21 protein-coding genes are annotated in these 22,238 nt (G+C 61.2%); 11 read left to right on the top strand and 10 right to left on the bottom strand.

From position 1 onward, the window contains the following. Nucleotides 1-128 precede the first annotated feature (128 nt). From ORL50_RS03070 to ORL50_RS03050, 5 genes are all read right to left on the bottom strand, one after another. Complete coding sequence (locus ORL50_RS03070) at nucleotides 129-2,579, bottom strand: penicillin acylase family protein (protein ID WP_266009758.1); 2,451 nt, start codon at nucleotides 2,577-2,579, stop codon at nucleotides 129-131. Nucleotides 2,580-2,870: 291 nt separating this feature from the next. Beyond that, nucleotides 2,871-3,080: an SEC-C metal-binding domain-containing protein gene (locus tag ORL50_RS03065; protein WP_266009757.1), complete on the bottom strand. Its 210-nt coding sequence runs from the start codon at nucleotides 3,078-3,080 to the stop codon at nucleotides 2,871-2,873. A gap of 5 nt (nucleotides 3,081-3,085) precedes the next feature. After that, on the bottom strand, nucleotides 3,086-3,571 hold the full coding sequence (locus tag ORL50_RS03060) for an LEA/WHy family protein (protein ID WP_266009756.1): 486 nt from the start codon (nucleotides 3,569-3,571) through the stop codon (nucleotides 3,086-3,088). Nucleotides 3,572-3,638: 67 nt separating this feature from the next. Beyond that, nucleotides 3,639-4,115: a YchJ family protein gene (locus ORL50_RS03055; RefSeq protein WP_266009755.1), complete on the bottom strand. Its 477-nt coding sequence runs from the start codon at nucleotides 4,113-4,115 to the stop codon at nucleotides 3,639-3,641. Between the two features lie 4 nt (nucleotides 4,116-4,119). Continuing rightward, entirely contained in the window at nucleotides 4,120-4,617 is a 498-nt protein-coding gene (locus ORL50_RS03050; RefSeq protein WP_266009754.1) for a DUF6231 family protein, read from the bottom strand. A 191-nt stretch (nucleotides 4,618-4,808) separates the two neighbouring features. On the opposite strand from ORL50_RS03050, the gene ORL50_RS03045 reads away from it, so the two are divergent. The 4 genes from ORL50_RS03045 to ORL50_RS03030 all read left to right on the top strand — a co-directional run bounded on the left by ORL50_RS03045 (nucleotide 4,809) and on the right by ORL50_RS03030 (nucleotide 7,501). Continuing rightward, nucleotides 4,809-5,504, top strand: a complete 696-nt coding sequence (locus ORL50_RS03045) for a PA1041 family peptidoglycan-binding anchor lipoprotein (RefSeq protein ID WP_266009753.1) — start codon at nucleotides 4,809-4,811, stop codon at nucleotides 5,502-5,504. Nucleotides 5,505-5,596: 92 nt separating this feature from the next. Beyond that, nucleotides 5,597-6,322, top strand: coding sequence for a PA1041 family peptidoglycan-binding anchor lipoprotein (locus tag ORL50_RS03040; RefSeq protein WP_266009752.1), 726 nt, complete (start codon nucleotides 5,597-5,599; stop codon nucleotides 6,320-6,322). Nucleotides 6,323-6,471: 149 nt separating this feature from the next. After that, complete coding sequence (locus tag ORL50_RS03035; protein ID WP_266009751.1) at nucleotides 6,472-6,750, top strand: DUF1145 domain-containing protein; 279 nt, start codon at nucleotides 6,472-6,474, stop codon at nucleotides 6,748-6,750. Continuing rightward, a complete protein-coding gene (locus ORL50_RS03030) occupies nucleotides 6,743-7,501 on the top strand; it encodes a collagen-like protein (RefSeq protein WP_266009750.1) in 759 nt (252 codons plus the stop codon). Before ORL50_RS03035 ends, ORL50_RS03030 begins: the two co-directional genes overlap by 8 nt. Before the next feature lie 184 nt (nucleotides 7,502-7,685). Here ORL50_RS03030 and ORL50_RS03025 read toward each other — a convergent pair whose 3' ends face one another. Continuing rightward, a complete protein-coding gene (locus tag ORL50_RS03025; protein ID WP_266009749.1) occupies nucleotides 7,686-8,150 on the bottom strand; it encodes a CopD family protein in 465 nt (154 codons plus the stop codon). Nucleotides 8,151-8,249: 99 nt separating this feature from the next. On the opposite strand from ORL50_RS03025, the gene dinG reads away from it, so the two are divergent. The 5 genes from dinG (at nucleotide 8,250) to pdxH (ending at nucleotide 15,994) form a co-directional block, all read left to right on the top strand. Continuing rightward, nucleotides 8,250-10,394, top strand: coding sequence for an ATP-dependent DNA helicase DinG (gene dinG / locus ORL50_RS03020; protein WP_205893111.1), 2,145 nt, complete (start codon nucleotides 8,250-8,252; stop codon nucleotides 10,392-10,394). Nucleotides 10,395-10,490: 96 nt separating this feature from the next. Then, nucleotides 10,491-12,854 (top strand): beta-galactosidase, encoded by a 2,364-nt coding sequence (locus ORL50_RS03015; protein ID WP_266009748.1) that lies wholly within the window; start codon nucleotides 10,491-10,493, stop codon nucleotides 12,852-12,854. 89 nt (nucleotides 12,855-12,943) lie between these two features. Continuing rightward, on the top strand, nucleotides 12,944-14,089 hold the full coding sequence (locus ORL50_RS03010) for a serine hydrolase domain-containing protein (protein ID WP_266009747.1): 1,146 nt from the start codon (nucleotides 12,944-12,946) through the stop codon (nucleotides 14,087-14,089). Between the two features lie 114 nt (nucleotides 14,090-14,203). After that, complete coding sequence (locus tag ORL50_RS03005) at nucleotides 14,204-15,322, top strand: OmpA family protein (RefSeq protein WP_266009746.1); 1,119 nt, start codon at nucleotides 14,204-14,206, stop codon at nucleotides 15,320-15,322. A 24-nt stretch (nucleotides 15,323-15,346) separates the two neighbouring features. Continuing rightward, complete coding sequence (gene pdxH / locus ORL50_RS03000) at nucleotides 15,347-15,994, top strand: pyridoxamine 5'-phosphate oxidase (protein ID WP_266009745.1); 648 nt, start codon at nucleotides 15,347-15,349, stop codon at nucleotides 15,992-15,994. Nucleotides 15,995-15,999: 5 nt separating this feature from the next. On the opposite strand, the gene ORL50_RS02995 is transcribed toward pdxH, so the two are convergent. Next, nucleotides 16,000-16,236, bottom strand: coding sequence for a hypothetical protein (locus ORL50_RS02995; RefSeq protein WP_266009744.1), 237 nt, complete (start codon nucleotides 16,234-16,236; stop codon nucleotides 16,000-16,002). Nucleotides 16,237-16,403: 167 nt separating this feature from the next. On the opposite strand from ORL50_RS02995, the gene ORL50_RS02990 reads away from it, so the two are divergent. Continuing rightward, entirely contained in the window at nucleotides 16,404-16,868 is a 465-nt protein-coding gene (locus tag ORL50_RS02990) for an outer membrane lipoprotein (protein WP_020798113.1), read from the top strand. Between the two features lie 67 nt (nucleotides 16,869-16,935). On the opposite strand, the gene nhaA is transcribed toward ORL50_RS02990, so the two are convergent. Continuing rightward, nucleotides 16,936-18,126 (bottom strand): Na+/H+ antiporter NhaA, encoded by a 1,191-nt coding sequence (nhaA, locus tag ORL50_RS02985; RefSeq protein ID WP_266009743.1) that lies wholly within the window; start codon nucleotides 18,124-18,126, stop codon nucleotides 16,936-16,938. 248 nt (nucleotides 18,127-18,374) lie between these two features. On the opposite strand from nhaA, the gene ORL50_RS02980 reads away from it, so the two are divergent. Further along, nucleotides 18,375-19,469 (top strand): PLP-dependent cysteine synthase family protein, encoded by a 1,095-nt coding sequence (locus ORL50_RS02980; RefSeq protein WP_266009742.1) that lies wholly within the window; start codon nucleotides 18,375-18,377, stop codon nucleotides 19,467-19,469. 123 nt (nucleotides 19,470-19,592) lie between these two features. Here ORL50_RS02980 and ORL50_RS02975 read toward each other — a convergent pair whose 3' ends face one another. Continuing rightward, nucleotides 19,593-21,206 (bottom strand): NAD(P)/FAD-dependent oxidoreductase, encoded by a 1,614-nt coding sequence (locus tag ORL50_RS02975; protein WP_266009741.1) that lies wholly within the window; start codon nucleotides 21,204-21,206, stop codon nucleotides 19,593-19,595. A gap of 100 nt (nucleotides 21,207-21,306) precedes the next feature. Then, nucleotides 21,307-21,960, bottom strand: a complete 654-nt coding sequence (locus ORL50_RS02970) for a COG3650 family protein (protein ID WP_266009740.1) — start codon at nucleotides 21,958-21,960, stop codon at nucleotides 21,307-21,309. Nucleotides 21,961-22,238: the final 278 nt, after the last annotated feature.

The raw sequence follows: 22,238 nt of genomic DNA, 5'->3' as shown, positions 1-22,238 counted from the left end.
CCCCGGTATCGAGCGCGGCCGACGCTTGTGTAGGAGCCTGCTTGCTGGCGATATGGACTGCCCGGTGTTTCAGATGCACCGGGGAGATGCCATCGCCAGCAAGCAGGCTCCTACAAGCGATCGAGGTGTTATTTTCCGGGAGTCAGCGTCAGCCGGGTTTTCCCGTACACCTTGTCGAAGTTCTGCGGTTGCATCGGCAGGCTCATGTATTGCCCTTTCAGCCAAGGATCGATGCTGTTGAGGTAATTGGGGCTGGCCGGGTTGCCGGACTGGCCGCTTGCGTTCTGGCCCATCAGTGGTTCCGCCTGGCCGAAATCGACGATGAAACGCATGGACGGTGCCAGGGTGGTGTTGAAATCCTCGCCCCAGGCAAACGCTGCGGTGTTCAGCGTGGTGTGATCGCCGCCGGCTGCGAGCGGACCGCGCACGGTCTGGCCGCTGGCGTTTTTCCATTCATAGCGGTGCAGTTTGCCCCATTGCCAGGCCTTGTGATCGGCACCCAACAGGCTGTCGCCGGCGGTGATGGCGGCGGCCAGGCTGCGGGCCAGGATCACTGCCTTATCCTCTTTTTGCGCAGTGCGGGTGTCGTCCCAGAACGGACTGTCCTCGCGTCCCAGCAGGTGATCGGCCTGGGCAGCGTAGGAGAGTTTGCCGTTGGCAATAAAGGTTTTCCACGCGGGACTGCCTTGCGGCCCTAACTCATCGAGGAAAATCTGCCGAGTGCTTTCCTGCAGGAACAGTTGATAGATCGCCGCGTCGGCGGAAGTCGGGCTGAGTTTGCCGTCGAACGCCATCAGGCGGGCATGGGCCTCGCGAGCCTTGACCTGGTCAGCTGGCGGAAGCGCTTCGATGGCTTGCTTGAGCGGCTGGGCCATGCCCGGCGCCGCAAACATTTTCTTCAGCTTGGCCGCGAAGGTAGTGGTCTGGTCGTACTGCATGGCGATCACGCTGCGCGTATCGTGCTTGCCGCTGCCGGCAAGTTCAGCCATGCGTTCGCCGCGCTCCGGCGCCGACCAGGAGTTGGACAACTGCATGCCATACCCGTGGGGAATGACTCGCTGGTTGGCGGTGCCGAGCCAGCCTTGGGCGGGGTCCTGGTCGTAGGGGTGCAGCATCGGGTCGGCGTAACCGTCCCAGTCATAGCGACCCTCCCAGCCCGGCGAGGGCAACAGGCCTTCGCCTTCGCGCCGGTTCGGATAGCGACCGGTGACCTGCCAGCCAATGTTGCTGGCATCGGCGAATACCAGGTTCAGGGCAATCGCGCGGATTTCACGACTGGCATCCGAAGCCTTCTCGACGTTCTGCGCCCGGGACAGGTCAAAAAACGCGTCCAGGGTTTTGTCGTCGGTAAAGCTCGGCGACTGCAGTGCCAGGCCAAGACCGTTGGCCAACGCTGTGCCCTGGGCGCTGTTGAGCAGCGGGCCATGACGGGTTTCATACACCGCCTCGCGAGTCGGGCGCTGGCCTTTGACGAAGTAGGTTTCGTTACGGACCATGACCGGCTGCCACTTGCCGCCAGCCTCATAAGTCAGGCCGTTGCCCTGGCGTTTGATCTTTTCCAGGAACAGGTCCTGGTTGTCGCCCATGACCGTGGTCATGCTCCACGCCACTTTGCCGTTGAAGCCGCCCAGCACCATCGGCAGGCCGGCGATGGTCACGCCCGAGGCCTGGTATTTCGGTGCGCGAATCTGCACGTAGCTGAACAGCGACGGTACGCCGAGCGGGCCATGACTGTCGCTGGCCAGCAAGCTCTTGCCGCTGCGGCTGCGCTGCGGTGCAATCGCCCAGTTATTGGAGGAAGTGGCGCCGAGCATATTCAGGTCAGACAGTTGGCTGGCGGCTTTACTGATGTCGACCAGTCCCGGAATCTGCCCGTTGAGCTTGATGCCCTGGAGTTTCTCGGCCTCGGCCACCGGCAGTTTTTCGTCGGGAGCGGACGGGGTCAGCCACGGGAGTTTGTCGGTGGTGACGGTCTGCGCCAGCATCAGCGAGGAAATTTCTTCCGGCAGGTTGGCTGACTGACTGAAGTTCAGCAGGCAGAAAATCAGCGCTGAGTCTTCAGGCTGCCAATATTCGGGTTTGTAGCCGGTGGCCACCAGGTCTGCAGGCAGCTTGTCGCGGTAGCGGAACAGGTAGGCGTTGACGCCCCGGGCATAGACTTCAAAGAAGCGCTTGAGGCGCGGGGAGGATGCCTTGTATAGCTCGCCTGCGCTTTTTTTCAGGTTGACCGCACGCATATAACGGTCGGCGTCGAGCAAGTCGGCACCGGACATTTCTGCCAGACGGCCTTGAGCCAACAGGCGCAGGGTGACCATTTGCGTGATCCGATCGCTGGCATGCACATACCCGAGCGCGAACAGCGCGTCATGGAAGCTGTTGCTTTCGATGAGCGGCATGCCCATGGCGTTGCGCCGCACCGAGACGTTTTGCGCCAGGCCCTTGAGCGGCTGCACGCCGGTGGTGGGCGGGAGGGTGTCCTGGGTGTTCAGGCTCTGACAACCGGTCAGGCCCAGAACACCGGCCACTGCTGCGGCAACGCCGAACCGGGGAAGAAAATGATTGAGGGCTGGCGAGGCCATGGCAAAGCTCCTGCGGGGGTAGTAACGCAATAAAGTCGCTACGTTAGTGAGCAGGAGAGGGGCGCGCAAGCGGGGTGTCAGGTTATTTGCGGATTTGTCTGATTAGCGGGGAAGATCGCAGCCTGCCATCAGGATTTAGGCGGATTCGCAAATCGACTGTGGGAGCAAAGCTTGAGGTGCTGTGGTCATTCAGGTTGACCGCGTTATCGTTCATCGCGGGCAAGCCTTGCTCCCACAGAAGCCTTGCTCCCACAGAAGCCTTGCTCCTACAGAAGATTTGCTCTCACGGGATCAAGCGCCGTGGCACTTCTTGAATTTTTTGCCATTGCCGCATGGGCAAGGGTCGTTGCGGCCGACGTCTTTCAAGGCATTGCGCACCGGCTCCTGGTGGGCGTGGCCGCAGTTCGGGCCGTGGACATGGCCGTGGTCGTGATCATGGTGCTCGTGATGGTCATGCTCGTGGTTGCAGTCAGGGCCATGGACATGGGGTTGCTGGGTCATCAGGTTTACTCCGGAATTAAATCGGCAGGGATTATCACGCCATTGCGCGCCACGTGCACGTAGTGAGCGATGAATAATCCGGTTTCCATCTCTGCTTCCAGGCGGTAAGGGATGGGGTGGTCAGGCTTTTGCAGTAATTTCACCAGGTCGCGGATCTTCGGCCATAGATTGGTTCGGATCGGCACCTTGAAATATGCGCTGCGCTTGGGCCCTACGGTAAACCAGTGTTCGTGCTCACCCTCGGTCAGCAGCATGTCGCCCAGGTGAATGCGGTACTCGAGGCCGCGGATGGTCAAGTCGCTGTCGTGCGGGTTATCCACACGAAAATGCAGGAGGAATTTCTGCTCCAGCAGTTTGGCGCGGATGACTTCCACCTTGACCAGGTGCAGTTGTGGCTCCGGCCCCTCGCTGGAGAACCATGACGCACAGCCGCCGAGCCCGAGCGCGAGGCTCAGGGTCAGCAGGTGGAGAACGATGCGTCTGGTGATCATGATAATTCCCTAAGACCATTTCCCTTGTAACCGCAGCGTTCGGCAGCTGCTGCACAACCGCGCTGCCTCAACTGCCGAAATAACTCGCGCAGCACTTCTTGAATTTCTGGCCACTGGCACAGGGACAGGCATCGTTGCGGCCGGCCTTGAGTTGCACGGTCGGATCGATGAAATACCAGTGCCCGGCGTTCTGTACAAACGAGGAGCGCTCGCGATGGCTATGTTCCCCGGAGCTGTCATGCCAACGTGCGGTAAAGGTCACGAACGCGTGTTCCGGCTGCCCGCCAAAGACTTCCGAACTCTCCACCTCAAGACCTAGCCAGGTGCTGTTGGCGCTCCAGTTGCTGATGGACTGGCGATCCAGCCCATCCCGTTGCGCGGGCAGGGTGGTGCCCACCAGATAATCGATCAGGCCCAGCACATAGGCGCTGTAGCGCGAACGCATCAGCGCCTCGGCGCATGGGGCGGGGTGGCCTGAATGATAATGACCGCAGCAGGCGTCAAGCAGGGTGCCGCTGCCGCAAGGGCAAATGGATGTACTCATTGCGTTACCACCAATATTTCCCGAAGTTCTCCGGATTGGCCCAGAACCTCGAGTTGAGCCAGTCAGGTACCTGTTTGTAGTCAAGCAGATCATAGGTGAACAGGGTCAGCACCTGATCGTCACGCTGGAACCGTTCGCTGGCTTGCAGGGCCAGGGAGAAAAAATCGGTTTCCTGCCAGCCGCTGGCAGGCAGGTCAGCCAGGACCGCAATACGGCTGGCGTTGAGATTACGGATGCCTCCGAGCAAATTCAGACCATCGCGCTTGGGCAGGTGTTCCAGGCAATCGACCACCAGCGCCAGGTCGAACCGGCGCGCCGCCAGTTCCGCCGGCAGTAGCCCAGGGGCGGCGTGGGCCACACAGCTGTCGGGGTGCGCGAGCTTGAACGCTTCGAGCGCAGGAAACTCACTGGCACCTATCAATAGCAGGCGCGCAGGAGCGTATCGATCAAGCAAGGCGGCCAGCGCCTGTTGCGGGGTGCGCGAAGAAATACCGGCAATCATCAAGGATCCTCAATCAGCGTCTGCCAAGACTAGCCTGCCCAAAGGTCCGGGCCTAGCGCTCTATTGCGGCAAATGCATCGATCCACAGTGATCATGGGGTAAAACAGGCGTGGCCTATTGCTGGCGGAGATTAAAACTCCGGTCTTTACTCCCTGAATCGGTTCTAAGCCGATCCCTCAGGAGAAAACTAGATGAGCATAGTTCGGACAGCATTACCCTTGGTTCTGCTAACCAGTGTGTTGACTGGTTGCGCAGGTTTGCAGAAAACCGACTGGCCGACCTGTGCGGCGGTCGGTGGTGTCGTCGGTGCAGGTCTTGGTGCAACCGAGAGCTCGGCGTGGGCAGGCTATGGCGCGCTGTTGATCGGTGGTACGGCGGCGGCCTATTGCTGGGTTCACGGTGATGGCGACGAAGACGGTGATGGCGTGCCGGACAGTCGCGACAAGTGCCCGGGTACGCCTAGAGGCGTGCAGGTCGATGCTGACGGTTGCCCGCCACCGGTGCCTGCGCCTGTGGTCGAAGAGGCGGTGGTAGTCAAGGAAGAGGTGATCGTCGTACGTGATGTGCACTTCCAGTTCGACAAGGCAACGCTGACTCCAGCGGATAAACTGGTACTCGACAAAATCGCTACTCGCCTGAAACAGGAGTCTTCCACCGCGCAACTGACCGTGACCGGTCACACCGACAGCGTGGGCAGCGATGCCTACAACCAGAAACTGTCGGATAAACGTGCGCACTCGGTGGTTGAGTACCTGATTTCGAGTGGCATACCTCGCAGCAGCTTCGTGTCTGTAGCCGGTGCCGGCGAGAGTCAGCCAGTGGCCGACAACAAAACTGCGGACGGCCGCGCGATGAACCGTCGCACGGAAATCAAAATCAATCGTTGAGGCGCCCTCGCACTCCGCGGCTTGTGCAGTCGCGGATGCGGGTCTTTACTCCTGTGTAACCGGTATGGGCCGGTAACACAGGAGCTTTCACAATGAGTGTTCTCACAAGGACCGTCTTGCCGGTTCTGCTGCTTGGCAGCTTGCTGACCGGTTGCGCGACCCACAGCGATGGCACTGCCCCCCTGAATCAACGTACCTGGCCAATCTGCAGCCTGCTCGGTGGACTGGTCGGCGGAGGTCTGGGCGCAATTGAAAGTGCCGGCTGGGCTGGTGGTGGAGCAGCGCTAGGCATCCTGACCGGGGGCCTGATCTGCTACTCCCAGGATGGCGATGAAGATGACGACGGAGTATTCGACCGCCGTGATCGCTGCCCGGACACGCCCGCCAATACCCCTGTCGAACACCATGGTTGTCCGTTGCCGCAATACCCGGCCAGCGTGAAACCGGTCGAGCCCGCTCCGACTCCGACTGAAGTCGTGACCCTGAGCGATGCCAACGACGTTCTGTTCGCCTTCAACAAGTCCGACCTGACGCCGGCCGCCCGCAGCGAACTGGATTCGCTGATGAGCAAATTGCAGAACGCCGACGTGGTCAGCATCAAGGTCATAGGTCATACCGACAGCGTAGGATCTGACAGCTACAACCAGGGACTCTCGGAACGTCGCGCCAGCAGCGTCGCCGATTATCTTCTGACCCAGGGCCTGGCGCCGAACAAACTCACCAGTGAAGGGCGCGGAGAGCGTGAGCCGGTTGCCGATAACGATACTGACGAAGGCCGCGCGAAAAACCGTCGCGTGGAACTGCACATCAACCGCTAACGCCCGAAACAGAGCCGTCCGCCGATAAAAACCAGCGGCAGGACGGCCCATTCGGCGGCCTTCATGAAGAAATTTCGATTGCCCTCTGGCTTATCCCGCGCGGAAGCCGTTACTGTGCGCGCAAAGAATAATTCTCATCGGGGGAGCGTATGAAGGTGTTCTGGGGGCTATGGAAGCTGCTGACCCTGTTGTTCTGGGCGGTGGTGGCCGTCAACTGGCTCATGCCGTTTGTCTTCCCGCTGAACCTGCTGGTCCCCGCCGCCGGCGGCCTGCTGGCAATTCTTCATCTTCTGGAAGTGCTGCTGTGCAACCGCAGCCTCAAGGGGCGCCCCCATCCGTGGCGTGACCGCTTGAAGATTGTGTTTTTTGGCGTATTCCACCTGCAAACCATTCCGGCTCCTACCGTATCGAAGGCTTCCCATGCGTAATCTCTGTCTGCTCGCCGCATTTGTCAGTCCACTGGCTTGTGCCCAGGTGGTGAGCGTTGAAACCAACTCGTTGATGCGCTTGCCCAACACCGCGAGCACTTTGTACCTGGAGCGCCTGGAAGTTGCCGACTACGGCACCTTGCTGATCCCGTCGAACGTCACTGAAGTCACGGTTGGCGAACTGCGCCTGGGGCGTGAAGCGCGGATTGCCATCGTGCCAAGCGAGCAGGCGCTCGACTTGAAGGTCAGTCGCGCCGAGTTGTCGCAAGGCAGCCAGATTACTGCCCGCGGTGCGCCGGGCACTTATCTCAAGGCCGCCCGTTCGGGCCGCAACCTGAACTTGCAGATCAAGGCATTGGATGCCCCGCAGTTGGCGGTGGACGCCCGTGGTGGTGCCGGAGCGCCAGGTTTTGTCGGGCTTGACGGTGCCAACGGCCAAGCGCCGGGTTGCACCTGGGGCCAGGCCGGTCGCGGAGCGGATGGCAGTGATGGCAGCGACGGCCAGGCCGGTGCGCCCGGTGCGCTGGTGAGGTTGGAAGTGCCACGGGATTATCCCGTGGAGCAGATCAAGGTCGAGGTGGCAGGCGGTGTCGGCGGTCTTGCGGGCCCCGGTGGCAAGCCGGGCGCCGGCGGCAAATCCAAGGGCTGCATTGTCTATCGCGCCGATGGCGGCAAAGCCGGTCGCCCTGGCGTCGATGGCCAGCCAGGTCCTGCAGGGGCGGCGGGTTCGGTGACCGTGCAGCGGATGTAAAACCCGTTATGGCCTTGCGATTGTCATCGCGAGCAAGCTTTGCTCCCACACATGTTGGCTTCCCCCAGGATTGATGGGGAAGCAGTCGGAGCAAGGCTTGCCCAAGCAGGTGCTGGGCTTTCTGCAGGATTGATGGGCACCTGTGGGAGCAAGGCTTGCCCGCGATGGCGTCCGTCCTGCGGACTCAGAACATCGGCCGGGCCGCCGCAATCGCCACCAGCAGCAGCCCCACCAGCAGGTTGATCCCTACCAGTCGCCGAATTTTCCCCAACACCGCAGCGCCCGCCGGCCAGTCCTGAGCGGCAACTGCGGTGCGCAGTTCAGGCAACATCAGCGCCTGGATCCGGATAAACAGCGCGGTCATCACCACATACAGCCCCATCATCACCTGCACATAACGCGGCGCGGTTTCAAAACCGCTGTATTGCAGATGAATCATGCCCACGCCGCTGACCGGCAATACCACCACCGCGACCCAGACCCAACGGAAAAAACCTGAAAACACCTCGACCCACAGTTTCAGTCGGGCCGGGCCTTCCAGTGCCTTCATGGCCGCCGGACGCAACACCATCCAGGCGAAAAACATGCCGCCGACCCACACTAGGGCCGACAAAACATGCAGGCTGTAAACGATGGCAAAAAGTGTCATTTGGGTACTCCGTTCTGCGCGGGATTAATTAGCGGGGTATGATAGCGGCCGAACCGAACCACTGAAAATTTATCCAGCGTTTTTTGCGCCCGACAATCCATGATCAGCACCGAACTCAAAACCACGATCCAGGGCGCCTACTCGCGTTTTCTCGAGGCCAAGAGCCTCAAGCCGCGTTACGGTCAACGCCTGATGATCGCCGAAATTGCCAAAGTCCTCGGGGATATCGACACCGACGACGAGGGCCGGCGCAGTGGCGACCCCGCGATTGTTGCGGTGGAAGCCGGCACCGGTACCGGTAAAACCGTGGCCTACAGCCTGGCGGCGATCCCGACGGCCAAGGCCGCCGGCAAACGCCTGGTGATCGCCACGGCGACCGTCGCCCTGCAAGAGCAGATCGTCTACAAGGACCTGCCCGACCTGATGCGCAACAGCGGGCTGAATTTCAGCTTTGCCCTGGCCAAGGGCCGCGGGCGCTACATGTGCCTGTCCAAGCTCGACATGCTGTTGCAGGAAGGTCACGCACAAACCGCCACGGCGCAATTGTTCGAAGAAGAAGGCTTCCGCATCGAGGTCGACGAGGCCAGCCAGAAGCTGTTCACCAGCATGATCGAGAAACTCGCCGGCAATAAGTGGGATGGCGATCGCGACAGCTGGTCTACGGCACTGGAAGACGCCGACTGGGCGCGCCTGACGACCGATCACAGCCAGTGCACCAACCGCCATTGCCCCAATTTCGGCCAGTGTGCCTTCTACAAGGCTCGCGAAGGCATGGGCAAGGTCGACGTCATCGTAACCAACCACGACATGGTGCTGGCCGACCTGGCACTGGGTGGCGGCGCCGTGCTGCCGGACCCCCGCGATACGATCTACGTGTTCGACGAAGGCCACCACCTGCCGGACAAGGCAATCGGTCACTTCGCTCATTACACGCGCCTGCGGTCCACGGCCGACTGGCTGGAGACCACCGCGAAGAATCTCACCAAGTTGCTGGCCCAACACCCGCTGCCAGGCGACCTGGGCAAGCTGATCGAGCAGGTTCCGGAGCTCGCGCGGGAGATCAAGACCCAGCAGCAGTTCATGTTTACCGCTTGTGAGCAGGTAGCCGATTTCAAACCGGGCGAAGACGTCGAAGGTCGTGAACGACCACGGCATCGCTTCGTTGGCGGGGTGATTCCCGAGCACATGCGGGAAATGGGCATCGAGCTGAAGAAAGGCTTCGCCCGCCTGAATGACGTATTTACTCGCCTCACTGAATTGTTGAAAGAGGGCATGGACGGCGAAGTCAACATCGGCATCGCCAGCAACCAGGCCGAAGAATGGTATCCGCTGTTCGGCAGCCTGCTGTCGCGGTGTACGGGCAACTGGGAGTTGTGGACGGCATTCACCGTTGAAGACCCCGAAGATAACCCGCCGATGGCCCGCTGGCTGACCCTGGCCGAAAGCGGCTCGCTGTTCGACATCGAGGTCAATGCCAGCCCGATCCTCGCGGCGGAAATGCTCCGGCGCAACCTCTGGAACGTGGCGTACGGTGCCCTGGTAACCTCGGCAACCCTGACCGCCCTGGGCACGTTCGACCGTTTCCGCATGCGCGCCGGGCTGCCGAAAAAGGCCGTGACGGCGGTGGTCCCGAGTCCGTTCCATCATGCCGATGCCGGCGTGCTGCGAGTTCCGGATCTGAAAGCCGACCCACGGGACGCGCCGGCGCACACTGCGGCGATCATTCGCGACCTGCCGCAGTTGGTCGAAGGTTCACGCGGCACTCTCGTACTGTTTTCCTCGCGCAAACAGATGCAGGACGTGTTCGACGGGCTTGACCGCGACTGGCGCAAGCAGGTGTTTATCCAGGGCAACCTGTCCAAGCAGGAAACCTTGAACAAGCACAAGGCGCGGGTCGATGGTGGGGATTCGAGCGTGTTGTTCGGCCTCGCCAGTTTCGCCGAGGGTGTTGACTTGCCGGGTGCTTATTGCGAGCACGTGGTGATCGCGAAGATCCCGTTCTCGGTCCCCGACGACCCGGTTGAAGCAGCGCTGGCTGAATGGATCGAAGCCCGTGGCGGCAATCCGTTCATGGAAATCTCGGTGCCGGACGCCTCGCTCAAACTGGTCCAGGCTTGCGGGCGCCTGCTGCGCACCGAAGAAGACCGCGGCACCATCACCTTGCTTGATCGACGTCTGGTAACCCAGCGTTACGGCAAGGCCATCCTCAATGCGTTGCCGCCGTTCCGTCGTGAAATTTCCTGATACTTCGGTGGGCATTTATGCCCGCCGCGTTGTCTATCTCTCTGCCACCGCTTTTCCACTGGCCCATTGAAGGTCGTTAGGGAGAACCACGTTCTTATGATTCGCCGTTCGTTGCCAGCCGTATTTGCCCTGATGTTCGCAGCCCCTTTGCTGGCGGCCCCTGCCGGCCAGCAGACACTGTTCAACTTTGTGCGCCCCGCGGACGTTGTCCAGGTAGCGACCCAGGACGCCAGCTTGCCGCAGTCCAATGCGGAGCAAACGGCCGAAGGCGAAGTGCTGCGCCGGGTGACATTCAACCCGGTGGCACAACCGACGTTGCGCCTGACCCCGCAAAGCGGTGCCTGGGACTGGTCGCAGTCGGGCGTCATGAGCTTGCGCATCCAGAGCGCGATGAATTGGCCGCTGACCCTCTACGTAAAAATCCAGAGCAACGATGGCAAGACCTTGGTCAGCCGCGTCGATCTGCCGGCTGGCCCTGCGCAAACGCTGCTGGTGCCGCTGCAACCGAGCTCGCCGCTGGGCATGGGGATGAAAGCCGGGCCGCCGATGCCGATCACTGTCGATGGTCAGCGCGTGTTGCTGGCGAGCAGTGCCGGTGAGCTGGATCGCAGCCAGGTGGTTTCGGTGACCTTGTCGATGGAACAACCGAAAGTCGCCCAGAGCATTTTGCTGGAACGCTTTGGCGTGCAGGACGGCGAGGGCGTGGTGCAGGCTGCCTATGGCGGCCTGGTGGACGCCTACGGTCAGTCGACCCGTGGCAAATGGCCGGAAAAGATTACCGGCGATGAACAGTTGAAAAGCGCCGCCGCCAAGGAACAGCAACAGCTGAAAACCTGGTTGGCGGAGCGTGAAAAGTCCTCCCTGGACAAGTTCGGCGGCTGGACCAAAGGACCGCAATTCAAGGCTAGCGGCTTTTTCCGCACCGAGAAGCACGAGGGCCGTTGGTACCTGGTCACGCCTGAAGGTCATCCGTTTTACTCCCTTGGCGTCAATGCCGTGACCCCGGATGCCGATCAGACTTACGTCGCTGGTCGCGAGTGGATGTTCGAGTCCCTGCCAAAACCCGATGAGCCGCTGGCCAACCATTACGGTGAAGGCGACAACCGCGGTGGCAATGGTGCAGACCAAGGGCGCGGCTACAACGCCGGACGCTGGTACGATTTTTACGGCGCCAACCTGCAGCGTCTGTATGGCCAGCCGTGCGTCGTGACGAGCGAAACCAAGGCCGGGGTGGCCGAGGCCGCCAAGGCCGACGCTGAAACCGCCGAGCAACCTGCAGCCCTACCTTGCGCGCCGCAAGTCTTCGACGACGAGCGCTGGACGGCTCACACCCTGGATCGCCTGCAGGCCTGGGGTTTCAACACGGTGGGCAATTGGAGCGCGCCGATGCTCGGTGATGCCGAGCGGGTACCGTACACCGTGCCGTTGTCGATCGTTGGTGATTACGCGAGCATCAGCACAGGTACGGACTGGTGGGGCGGCATGCCCGACCCATTTGACCCACGTTTTGCCATGGCCACCGAGCGCGCCGTGGCCATCGCCGCCCGCGACCACCGTGACGATCCATGGCTGATCGGCTATTTCGCCGACAACGAACTGGCATGGGCCGGCCCCGGCGATGATCCGCAAGCCCGTTATGCGCTGGCGTACGGCACCTTGAAAATGACCACTGATGTCCCGGCCAAACGTGCATTCCTCAAGCAACTGCGTGACAAATATCGCAACCAGGCTGGCCTGTCCAAAGCCTGGGGTATCGACCTGCCGGCCTGGGAATTGATGGAAGACCCGGGTTTCGTGCCCCCGCAACCGAGCGCGGAGCACCCCGAGATCGAAGCTGACTTCAAATACTTCCAGAAAGTATTCGCCGACACCTATTTCAAGACCATCTCCGATTCGTTGAAGTGGCACGCGCCCAATCAGCTGTTGCTGGGCGGCCGGTTTGCGGTCAGCACAGCGGAAGCGGTCGAATCCTGCGCCCAGTATTGCGATGTGTTGAGTTTCAACATGTACACGCTGCAACCCCAGGATGGTTATGACTTCGAGAAACTGCGAAGCCTGGACAAACCGGTGCTGATCAGCGAATTCAACTTCGGCTCGGCTGATCGCGGCCCGTTCTGGGGCGGCGTGACGCAGCTGGCGAAAGAGGAGGACCGCGGGCCAGCTTATGCGAACTTCCTCAAGCAGGCGCTGAGCGAACCGTCGATTGTCGGAGTCCACTGGTTCCAGTACCTGGATCAGCCGGTTACCGGGCGTTTGCTGGATGGCGAGAATGGCCACTTCGGCTTGGTGGGGATCACCGATCTGCCGTTCCAGGGGTTTGTCGACAGCGTGCGCAAGAGCAACTTGGCCACCGTCGATCAGCTGGCCAAGGAGGCCGAAAAGGCCCGGCTCGCAGTGGAGAAAGCCGGCCATGATGCCGAAGGTGGACGCAAGGGCGAGGCCGGCAAAGCCGCGAAGTAACCGACCGCCCAGCCCGCACCTGTTCCCAAAACCGTCAATGGCTGGAACAATGCGGCCACTTTGTAGAGCATGAGTCAGGGGAATTGCGGGTGCAGATTCAGGGTCATTACGAGCTCAGGTTCGAAGCCGTGCGCGAGGCATTCGCGGCGTTGTTCGACGATCCCCAGGAACGTGGTGCAGCATTGTGTATCCAGGTTGGCGGGGAAACTGTTATCGATCTGTGGGCCGGTACGGCTGACAAGGACGGCAGCGAGGCCTGGCACAGCGACACCATTGCCAACCTGTTCTCCTGCACCAAGACCTTCACCGCTGTTACTGCCCTGCAACTGGTCGCCGAAGGCAAGTTGCAACTGGACGCTCCGGTTGCTCGCTACTGGCCCGAATTCGCTGCGGCGGGCAAGGAATCGGTAACCCTGCGCCAACTGCTGTGCCATCAGGCAGGCTTGCCGGCCTTGCGCGAGGTGCTTGAACCGCAAGCCCTCTACGACTGGCAGATCATGGTCGATGCCCTGGCCGCCGAGGCACCCTGGTGGGAACCGGGGACCGGGCATGGTTATGCCGCGATTACCTATGGCTGGCTGGTTGGCGAATTGCTGCGCCGGGCCGACGGTCGGGGCCCCGGGGAATCGATTGTGGCGCGAGTGGCCAAGCCGTTAGGGCTGGATTTTCATGTTGGCCTGGCCGACGCAGAGTTCCATCGGGTGGCGCATATTGCCCGTGGCAAGGGCAATGCTGGCGATGCCGCAGCCCAGCGCCTGCTGCAGGTGACGATGCGCGAGCCCACGGCGATGAGCACTCGCGCGTTCACCAATCCGCCGTCGGTCCTGACCAGCACCAACAAGCCGGAGTGGCGTCGGATGCAGCAACCAGCGGCCAATGGCCATGGCAATGCGCGCAGCCTGGCGGGGTTCTACGCCGGCCTGCTGGACGGCAGCCTGCTCGAAAGCGAGATGCTCGACGAGCTGACCCGCGAACACAGTGTCGGCGACGACAAGACTCTATTGACCCGGACCCGTTTCGGTCTGGGCTGCATGCTCGATCAACCGGACGTTGCCAACGCCACCTATGGCCTCGGCCCTCGCGCGTTCGGGCATCCGGGTGCCGGCGGTTCCATCGGTTTTGCTGACCCGGAACACGATGTTGCCTTCGGATTTGTGACAAATACACTGGGGCCGTACGTCTTGATGGATCCACGCGCACAAAACCTTGTGCGAGTACTGGCCACTTGTCTGTAAACCCTGCCGTCAGGCTTCCAGGGCGGAACCTGACAGCCTTTTTAGTTTCAAAGCGTCTGTTTATGCGGGCCAGCCTGGCCTGATTTACTTATTACTTCATTTTGTGGATATCCAATGTCGTCCAATAAAACTTTCGCCCTGGCCCTGTGCTTCGCCATAACCGGTTGCGCACAGACTCCACAGAATGACGCAGATGGCGGTAGCTGGTGGCCATTCGGCTCCTCCGACAAAGTGGCGGCGAAAGAGCCGTCTCCAGCGTCGGCTCCAGCCCCAGCCCCGCTCAAGCCTGCAGCCAGTGCACCGGTCGCCAAGGCTGAGAGCTCCAACCCATGGTACTGGCCGTTCGGTTCGGAAGAAGTCCTGGACAAGAAGCCGGAAGTGAAGCCTGAAGCCAAACCTGTCGAAGTGGCCAAGGCCGAAGCCGATGCAGGTGGCAAATGGTGGTGGCCGTTCGGTGGTAAGGATCAGCCGGTGGCCAAGGCCGTACCGATGCCTGATCCGAAAGTCACTCAAGCCTGGCTCGACGACTACGAACCGCGCCTGCGCACTGCGATCAAGGACAGCAACCTGCAACTTGAGCGCCGTGAGAACGTGCTGGTAGTCACCGCTCCGGTCGAAGGCTCGTTCAACCCGGACCGTCCGGCCATGCTGTTGCCAGTCACCCTCGGCCCGTTCACTCGCGTGGCGAAAATTCTCGAAGTCGATCCGAAGACTGCGGTACTGGTACTCGGCCACAGCGATACCTCCGGCGCCAATCCAGCCAACGTCAAGTTGAGCCAGGAGCGGGCGCAGGCCGTTGCGGCGATTTTCCGTCTCAGCGGCCTGCAGCGCGATCGCCTGATGCTGCGCGGCATGGGTAGCGAAGCGCCGCGTGCTGCCAACGACAGTGTTGAGGGCCGCGCCTTGAACCGTCGAGTGGAGCTGCTGGTCACTCCGCAAAACACCATGGTCGCCTTGTTGAGCAAGTACAACATGCCGGCCCCAGCTCCGGTGCGTATGGTTGCCGCCCAGGACGCCAAGCCAGCCGTAGCGCCAGTCGCACCAGTGCCAGCGGCGAAGAAAGCCGATGTACCGGCCGCGAAAAAAGCCCCGGCCAAGAAAGCTGCTGCTAAGGCACCCGCCAAGAAAACCCCGGCCAAAACCGCTACGCCGGCCAAGAAGACTGCGCCAGCTAAAGCCAAGGCCACAGCCACTGACAAGAAAGTCGCGGCGGCTGACGCTGCAAAAAAGTGATTCGTTAACCACAAGGAATGCGCCATGACCCAGGGCCTGGCTGATATGCGTCGCGACTACACCCGGGACGGCCTGACCGAGGCGCAAGCCCCGGCTGAGCCGTTCGGGTTGTTCCATCAATGGTTTGCCGAGGCGGTGAAAACCGAACAGGCGCCGGTGGAAGCCAATGCCATGACCCTGGCCACCGTCGATCCGGACGGGCGACCGCATTGCCGCATCCTCCTGCTCAAGGGACTGGACGAGCAGGGGTTCACGTTTTTCACCAACTACGAGAGCGCCAAGGGACAGCATCTGGCGGCGAATCCTTTCGCTGCCATGACCTTCTTCTGGCCGGCACTGGAGCGTCAGGTGCGGATCGAGGGGCGGGTGGTGAAGGTGACTGCGCAAGAGTCAGACGCCTATTATCAGGTCCGGCCGTTGGGCAGCCGTCTCGGCGCCTGGGCTTCACCGCAAAGCCGGGTGATCGCCGACCGTGCCGAACTGGAAGCGCTGCTCAAGAACACCGAGCACCGTTTCAGCGATACCCAGCCGCATTGCCCCGAGCACTGGGGTGGTTACCGGCTGTTGCCTGAGCGCATCGAATTCTGGCAGGGCCGCCCGAGCCGTCTGCACGATCGCCTCAACTACCGCCTGCAGGGCGCTGACTGGATTCTTGAACGTCTGGCACCCTGAGCAGTCTACCGAGCGGGATAGCTCGCCGCAGCGGCCTTGAGCCACTGCGGCAAGTCTCGACGCTTGATCCCCTGCGCTTTAGCGCTCGCCAGTTGCTGGAGCATGAAGGCTTTTTTCGCTTCGTCGCCATCCGCCAGGGCTAACGCCAGGTCACGGTCCATCCAGCGTTTGATCCGCACGTACAACCACCAGTGGAAGTACAAACCGGCGGCAGTGGTGACGACAATGATGAAGTAATCCATGAAAATCCTTGGGTCGGTGGCGCAGATCTCGTAATTTGACGCTACTGTGTGGTGAATTTGCAGGGCGCCTGTACATGTCCTGAATCAAACCACTTTAATCCCGGCGATGCCGTGACAGGCGTCATGCTGCGGAGTTTAATGAATACCTGTCCTTTGGAGTTGATGCTATGCGTAAGTCTGTTTTGTTGGTTGCTTCCTTTTCCACGATGGCGATGTTGCTCACTGGCTGCCAATCGAGCCTGACCGGTGACTCCTATTCCCGTGACGAAGCGCGTCGCGTGCAGACGATTCGCATGGGCACCATCGAAGCACTGCGTCCGGTAAAAATCGAAGGCACGAAGACCCCGATCGGCGGCGCCGCTGGTGCTGTGGTCGGTGGTGTAGGCGGTAGCGCCATTGGTGGTGGTCGCGGCAGTATCGTTGCCGCCGTGATCGGTGCAGTTGCCGGCGGCCTGCTGGGTTCGGCCACCGAAGAAGGCCTGACCCGCACCCAGGGCGTGGAAATCACCGTTCGTGAAGACGACGGCAGCATGCGCGCCTACGTACAACAGGTTCAGGAAAACGAAGTGTTCCGTGTCGGCGAACGTGTTCGCATCGCCACAGTGGACGGCACGAGCCGCGTTTCGCACTAAGCGTTACCGGATAAACGAAAACCCCGATCAGGTGACTGGTCGGGGTTTTTCATTTGCAGCAGTTGATTTATGCCCGCGCTGTGGTGGTGCCCTTGCGACTCGCCGCCGCTGTCACCGCATAACCAATCAACGCCGCCAGGATCGAACCGGTCAAGATACCCATCCGGTCCATTCCTGCGTATTCACTAACACCCGGCTCAAACGCCAGCGAGCCAACGAACAGGCTCATGGTGAAGCCGATGCCGCAGAGAATCGCAACGCCTAGCACCTGGCCCCAATTGGCCCCCTGGGGCAGGGCGGCAATGCCGATCTTGACCGCCAGCCAGGTCAGGCCGAACACCCCGACGGTCTTGCCCAGCAGCAAGCCGATGGCGATGCCCATTGGTACGTGATGGGTGAAGCTTTCGACGGTCACGCCGCTCAGCGACAGGCCGGCGTTGGCGAAGGCGAACAGCGGCAGGATGCCGTAGGCCACCCACGGATGCAGGGCGTGTTCGAGGGACAGCAGCGGTGAAGGCTCGGCGTTTTTTGTGCGCAGCGGGATGCAGAATGCCAGGGTCACGCCCGCCAGCGTGGCGTGGACGCCGCTCTTCAGCACGCAAACCCAGAGGATCAGGCCGATGATCATGTAGGGCCCGAGCTTGACCACCCCCAGCCGATTCATCGCAATGAGCGCCGCTATGCAGGTCCCTGCGAGCGCCAGGGACAACGTCGACAAGGTGCCGGAGTAGAAAATCGCAATGACGATGATTGCCCCCAGGTCATCGATGATCGCCAAAGTCATCAGGAACAGTTTCAGCGACACCGGTACACGTTTGCCCAGCAATGCCAGCACGCCCAGGGCAAAAGCGATGTCGGTGGCCATCGGGATGGCCCAGCCATCGAGGGCTGCGGCGTTGTCCCGGTTGAAAAACCAGTAGACCAGGGCCGGAATGACCATGCCGCCAATCGCTGCGGCGCCGGGCAAGACGACCTGTGACGGTTTCGACAGCTGGCCGTCGAGTACCTCGCGCTTCACTTCCAGGCCGATCAGCAGGAAAAACAGCGCCATCAGGCCGTCGTTGATCCAAAGCAGCGCCGGCTTGGCGATTTGCAGCGCACCGATCTGCGCCACCACCGGAGTGTCGAGGAAGCTGGTGTACAGCCACGACAGCGGCGAGTTGTTGATGATCAGGGCCAGGACTGCAGCGGCGATCAGTAACAGACCGCTGGCCGCTTCCAGCTGGAAGAAACGCGTGAAAGTGCTACGCAAAGGCAAGGTCTCTCTCCATTGAGGGGTTCGAAGGTGGCACACCCTAACCCGTACCGTTAGTTGTTAAAACAAAAGTTATATTCTTTTTTGTTATATACCGTTACAGCTCGGGCGCTGGACTCGAGGCTGAGCCTAGCAGTTGCCAGGCGTATTGAACCTCAGCTGTATCTGTGCGTGATGTAGGTTTTTTCCTAAGCTTGTGTGCTGAGCCTGAAAAAAGGCCAACCGACGCCCGATCCGACGAGAAAACCTCCATGAGCGACAACCGACAGTGGGCCCGGGAAGCCATCCGGATTATTGAAGCGGACTTCCAGCGTAGTGCCGACACTCACCTGATCCCTTTGCCGTTGCCCGGTTTTGCCGGCATCGAACTGTATTTCAAGGATGAGTCGAGCCACCCCACGGGCAGTCTCAAACATCGCCTGGCGCGCTCGTTGTTTCTCTATGCGTTGTGCAACGGCTGGCTCAAGCCGGGGGCGCCCGTGATCGAGGCATCCAGTGGTTCTACGGCGATCTCCGAAGCCTATTTCGCCCGCATGCTGGGCCTGCCGTTCATTGCCGTGATGCCGGCGACCACGTCCCGGGAGAAGATTGCGCAGATCGCTTTCTACGGCGGCAAGAGCCACCTGGTGGACGATCCCACGCAGATCTACGCCGAATCCGAGCGCCTGGCGCGGGAACATGATGGTCACTTCATTGACCAGTTCACCTACGCCGAACGGGCGACCGACTGGCGCGCCAATAACAACATCGCCGAATCGATCTTCCATCAGATGCGCTACGAAAAGCACCCGGAGCCAAGTTGGCTGATTTCCAGCCCTGGCACTGGCGGTACCACCGCAACGCTGGGGCGCTATGTCCGTTACCGACAACACTGCACCCGGGTGCTGTGCGCGGATGCCGAGCGTTCGGTGTTCTTCGATTTCTACCAGACCGGCGACGCGAGCCTGCGCCTAGACCACGGTTCGAGGATCGAAGGCATTGGTCGACCGCGGGTAGAAGCGTCGTTCCTGCCCAAGGTGATCGATGCGATGGTTAAGGTGCCGGACGCGCTGTCACTGGCGGCCATGCATTACCTGGCCGGGCGTTTGGGACGACATGTCGGCGGATCGAGCGGGACCAACCTGATTGGCGCGTTGATGGCAGCCCAGCAGATGACGGCGGCGGGGGAGGCGGGGTCGATCGTGGCGATTTTGTGTGATGGCGGCGAACGTTATGCCGACACCTATTACGATCCGGCCTGGCTCAAGGCGCAGGGGTATGAGTTAAGTGGTTTGATCGATGCGGTTGCGGCGAGTGCCGAGCGTGGGGAGCCGTTGCCGGCGAGCGTGCTGCGCGCGAATATCTGAATCTCAGCGACACTGGAGAGCTGTTGTAGGAGCGAGCCTGCTCGCGATAGCGTCAGATCATTCAACATTTTGTTAAATGTTAATCCGCTATCGCGAGCAGGCTCACTCCTACAAAACCGTGTATCAGGCCTTGAGGCCGAGAATGTCGCGAGCCACGGCTTCGGCAATTCGAATCCCGTCCACGCCCGCCGACAGAATTCCGCCCGCATAACCGGCACCTTCACCTGCCGGAAACAGACCCTTGACGTTCAGGCTCTGCATCGACTCGTCGCGGGTAATGCGCAACGGCGAAGAAGTACGGGTTTCGATTCCGGTCAGTACTGCGTCATGCAGCGAGTAGCCGCGGATCTGCTTTTCGAACGCAGGCAGCGCTTCACGAATCGCCTCGATGGCAAATGCCGGCAGCGCCAGCGCCAGGTCTCCCAGGGCAACCCCGGGCTTGTAGGACGGCTCGACACTGCCCAGTGCCGTGGAAGGTTTGCCAGCAATGAAGTCGCCGACCAGCTGCGCCGGGGCCTCGTAGTTGCTGCCGCCCAGCACAAAGGCGTGGGATTCCAGGCGCTCCTGCAGCTCGATCCCGGCCAGCGGGCCACCTGGGTAATCGACTTCCGGGGTGATGCCCACGACGATACCGGAGTTGGCATTGCGCTCGTTACGCGAGTACTGGCTCATGCCATTGGTCACTACCCGGTTCGGTTCGGAGGTCGCGGCGACCACGGTGCCGCCCGGGCACATGCAGAAGCTGTAGACCGACCGGCCGTTCTTGGCGTGGTGCACCAATTTATAGTCGGCGGCACCGAGTTTCGGGTGGCCGGCATACTTGCCCAGGCGCGCACGATCGATCAGTGATTGCGGGTGTTCGATGCGAAAACCGACAGAGAACGGCTTGGCTTCCATAAACACGCCACGACCGTGCAGCATGCGGAAAGTGTCCCGGGCGCTATGGCCGAGGGCGAGGATCACGTGTTTCGAATGAATCTGTTCGCCGCCATCGAGTTCGACGCCGGTCAGTTGTCCGTCTTCGATCAGCACGTCAGTGACGCGCTGCTGGAAGCGAACTTCGCCACCCAGGGCACGAATCTGTTCGCGCATGTTCTCCACCACCCCGGTCAAGCGGAAGGTGCCGATGTGCGGTTTGCTGACGTAGAGAATTTCATCCGGCGCGCCGGCCTTGACGAACTCGTGCAAGACCTTGCGCCCGATGAACTTCGGATCCTTGATCTGGCTGTAGAGCTTGCCATCGGAGAACGTCCCGGCGCCGCCTTCGCCGAACTGCACGTTGGACTCGGGATTGAGCACGCTTTTACGCCACAGGCCCCAGGTGTCCTTGGTCCGCTGGCGGACTTCGGTGCCGCGTTCCAGGATGATCGGCTTGAAGCCCATCTGGGCGAGCAGCAGGCCGGCGAAAATCCCGCACGGGCCAAAACCGACGACCACCGGGCGCTGCTCAAGATCAGCCGGCGCCTGGCCGACGACTTTGTAGCTGACATCCGGCGCCACGTTGACGTTACGGTCATCAACGAACCTGTTCAGCACCACCGCCTCATCGCGCACGTTGAGGTCGATGGTGTAGATGAAGCACAGCTCGGAGGACTTTTTACGCGCATCGTAGCTGCGCTTGAACAAGGTGAAGTCGAGCAGATCATCACTGGCAATGCCCAGGCGCTGCACGATGGCAGGGCGCAGGTCTTCTTCGGGATGGTCGATCGGCAGCTTGAGTTCGGTGATTCGTAACATGACAGGATCCGGTTCGCGGGGCGCTTGACTGCGCCAGGGCGGAATAGCACAAACCGGTGATTATAAGCCCCAAAGACCGGAATCAGTGAGGCTAAAACGATCAGTCGTCACGCGCTCCGCCGAAATACCCGCAGCCGCGCTGGACCTGGCCATTGATGCGCAGCTCTGCGCTCATGTGCTGGACCGCGCCGGTGGTGGCGTCGACGCAACGTTGCGGCGCGACCCACAGCTCGATGTGTTGGTCGTTGGCTTCGGTGCTCAGGTTGAATCGGCCGTCGCCCAGCTGTTCCTCGACATAGGGCAGCGCCAGGGGCGGTTGGCCGGCACGATCGATGACCATGCCCTTGCCGCTGACCTTGACGTTCCACTCCGGCGTATGGCCGGCGGCGCGCAGGATCAGCAACTTGAAGTTCGGATCATCACAGGCCGTGCCCGAGCGCTCGACGCGGTACAGCTGCTCCAGCTCGAGTTGACTGCCGTTAACGCGCCCGCGCACATCTGCAAACAACTTGCCCTGATTATCGGCCAGGGTCGCGGCCTCCTGCAGCACGCTGGTGCCACCGGTGTCCTTGACCACCAGGCTGTTCGATTGATTGCACGGCTGGAACACCAGTTTGCCATCCGCCGCCGTCAACTGGCCTTGCATGCGGGTCTGGCCCACATGGGAAGCGCTTTGCCGCGGACCGTCGAACAACTGGCACGCGGCGAACAGTGGGAGCAGAGCAACGAGGACAAGGGAACGGGCAACACGCATCTTTGGTTCTCCAGACAAGTGCCGCCACGTTACGCAGCCTGACCGCTCATCACAACCCCGACGATTCTTTTGGCGCACCCTGACCCCACTGCCTGAACCAGGATCACAGGTTGGACCTCACCCTGGTTTCTACTCCCTGAACCTGGATCGACTGTGGGAGCAAAGCTTGCTCGCGATGGCGGTCTCAAGGGCGCCATCGCGGGCAAGCCTTGCTCCCACAGATCACTGGCAAAGTCCCACAGATTACTGGCAAGGCTTCAGAGATCACTGGCAAGCCT

This window comes from Pseudomonas sp. RIT-562 (genome assembly GCF_026241895.1).
Classification (GTDB): domain Bacteria; phylum Pseudomonadota; class Gammaproteobacteria; order Pseudomonadales; family Pseudomonadaceae; genus Aquipseudomonas; species Aquipseudomonas mandelii_F.
The sequence above is the reverse complement of the archived record's forward strand: the minus strand, read 5'-3'. Positions and strand labels throughout refer to the sequence as shown.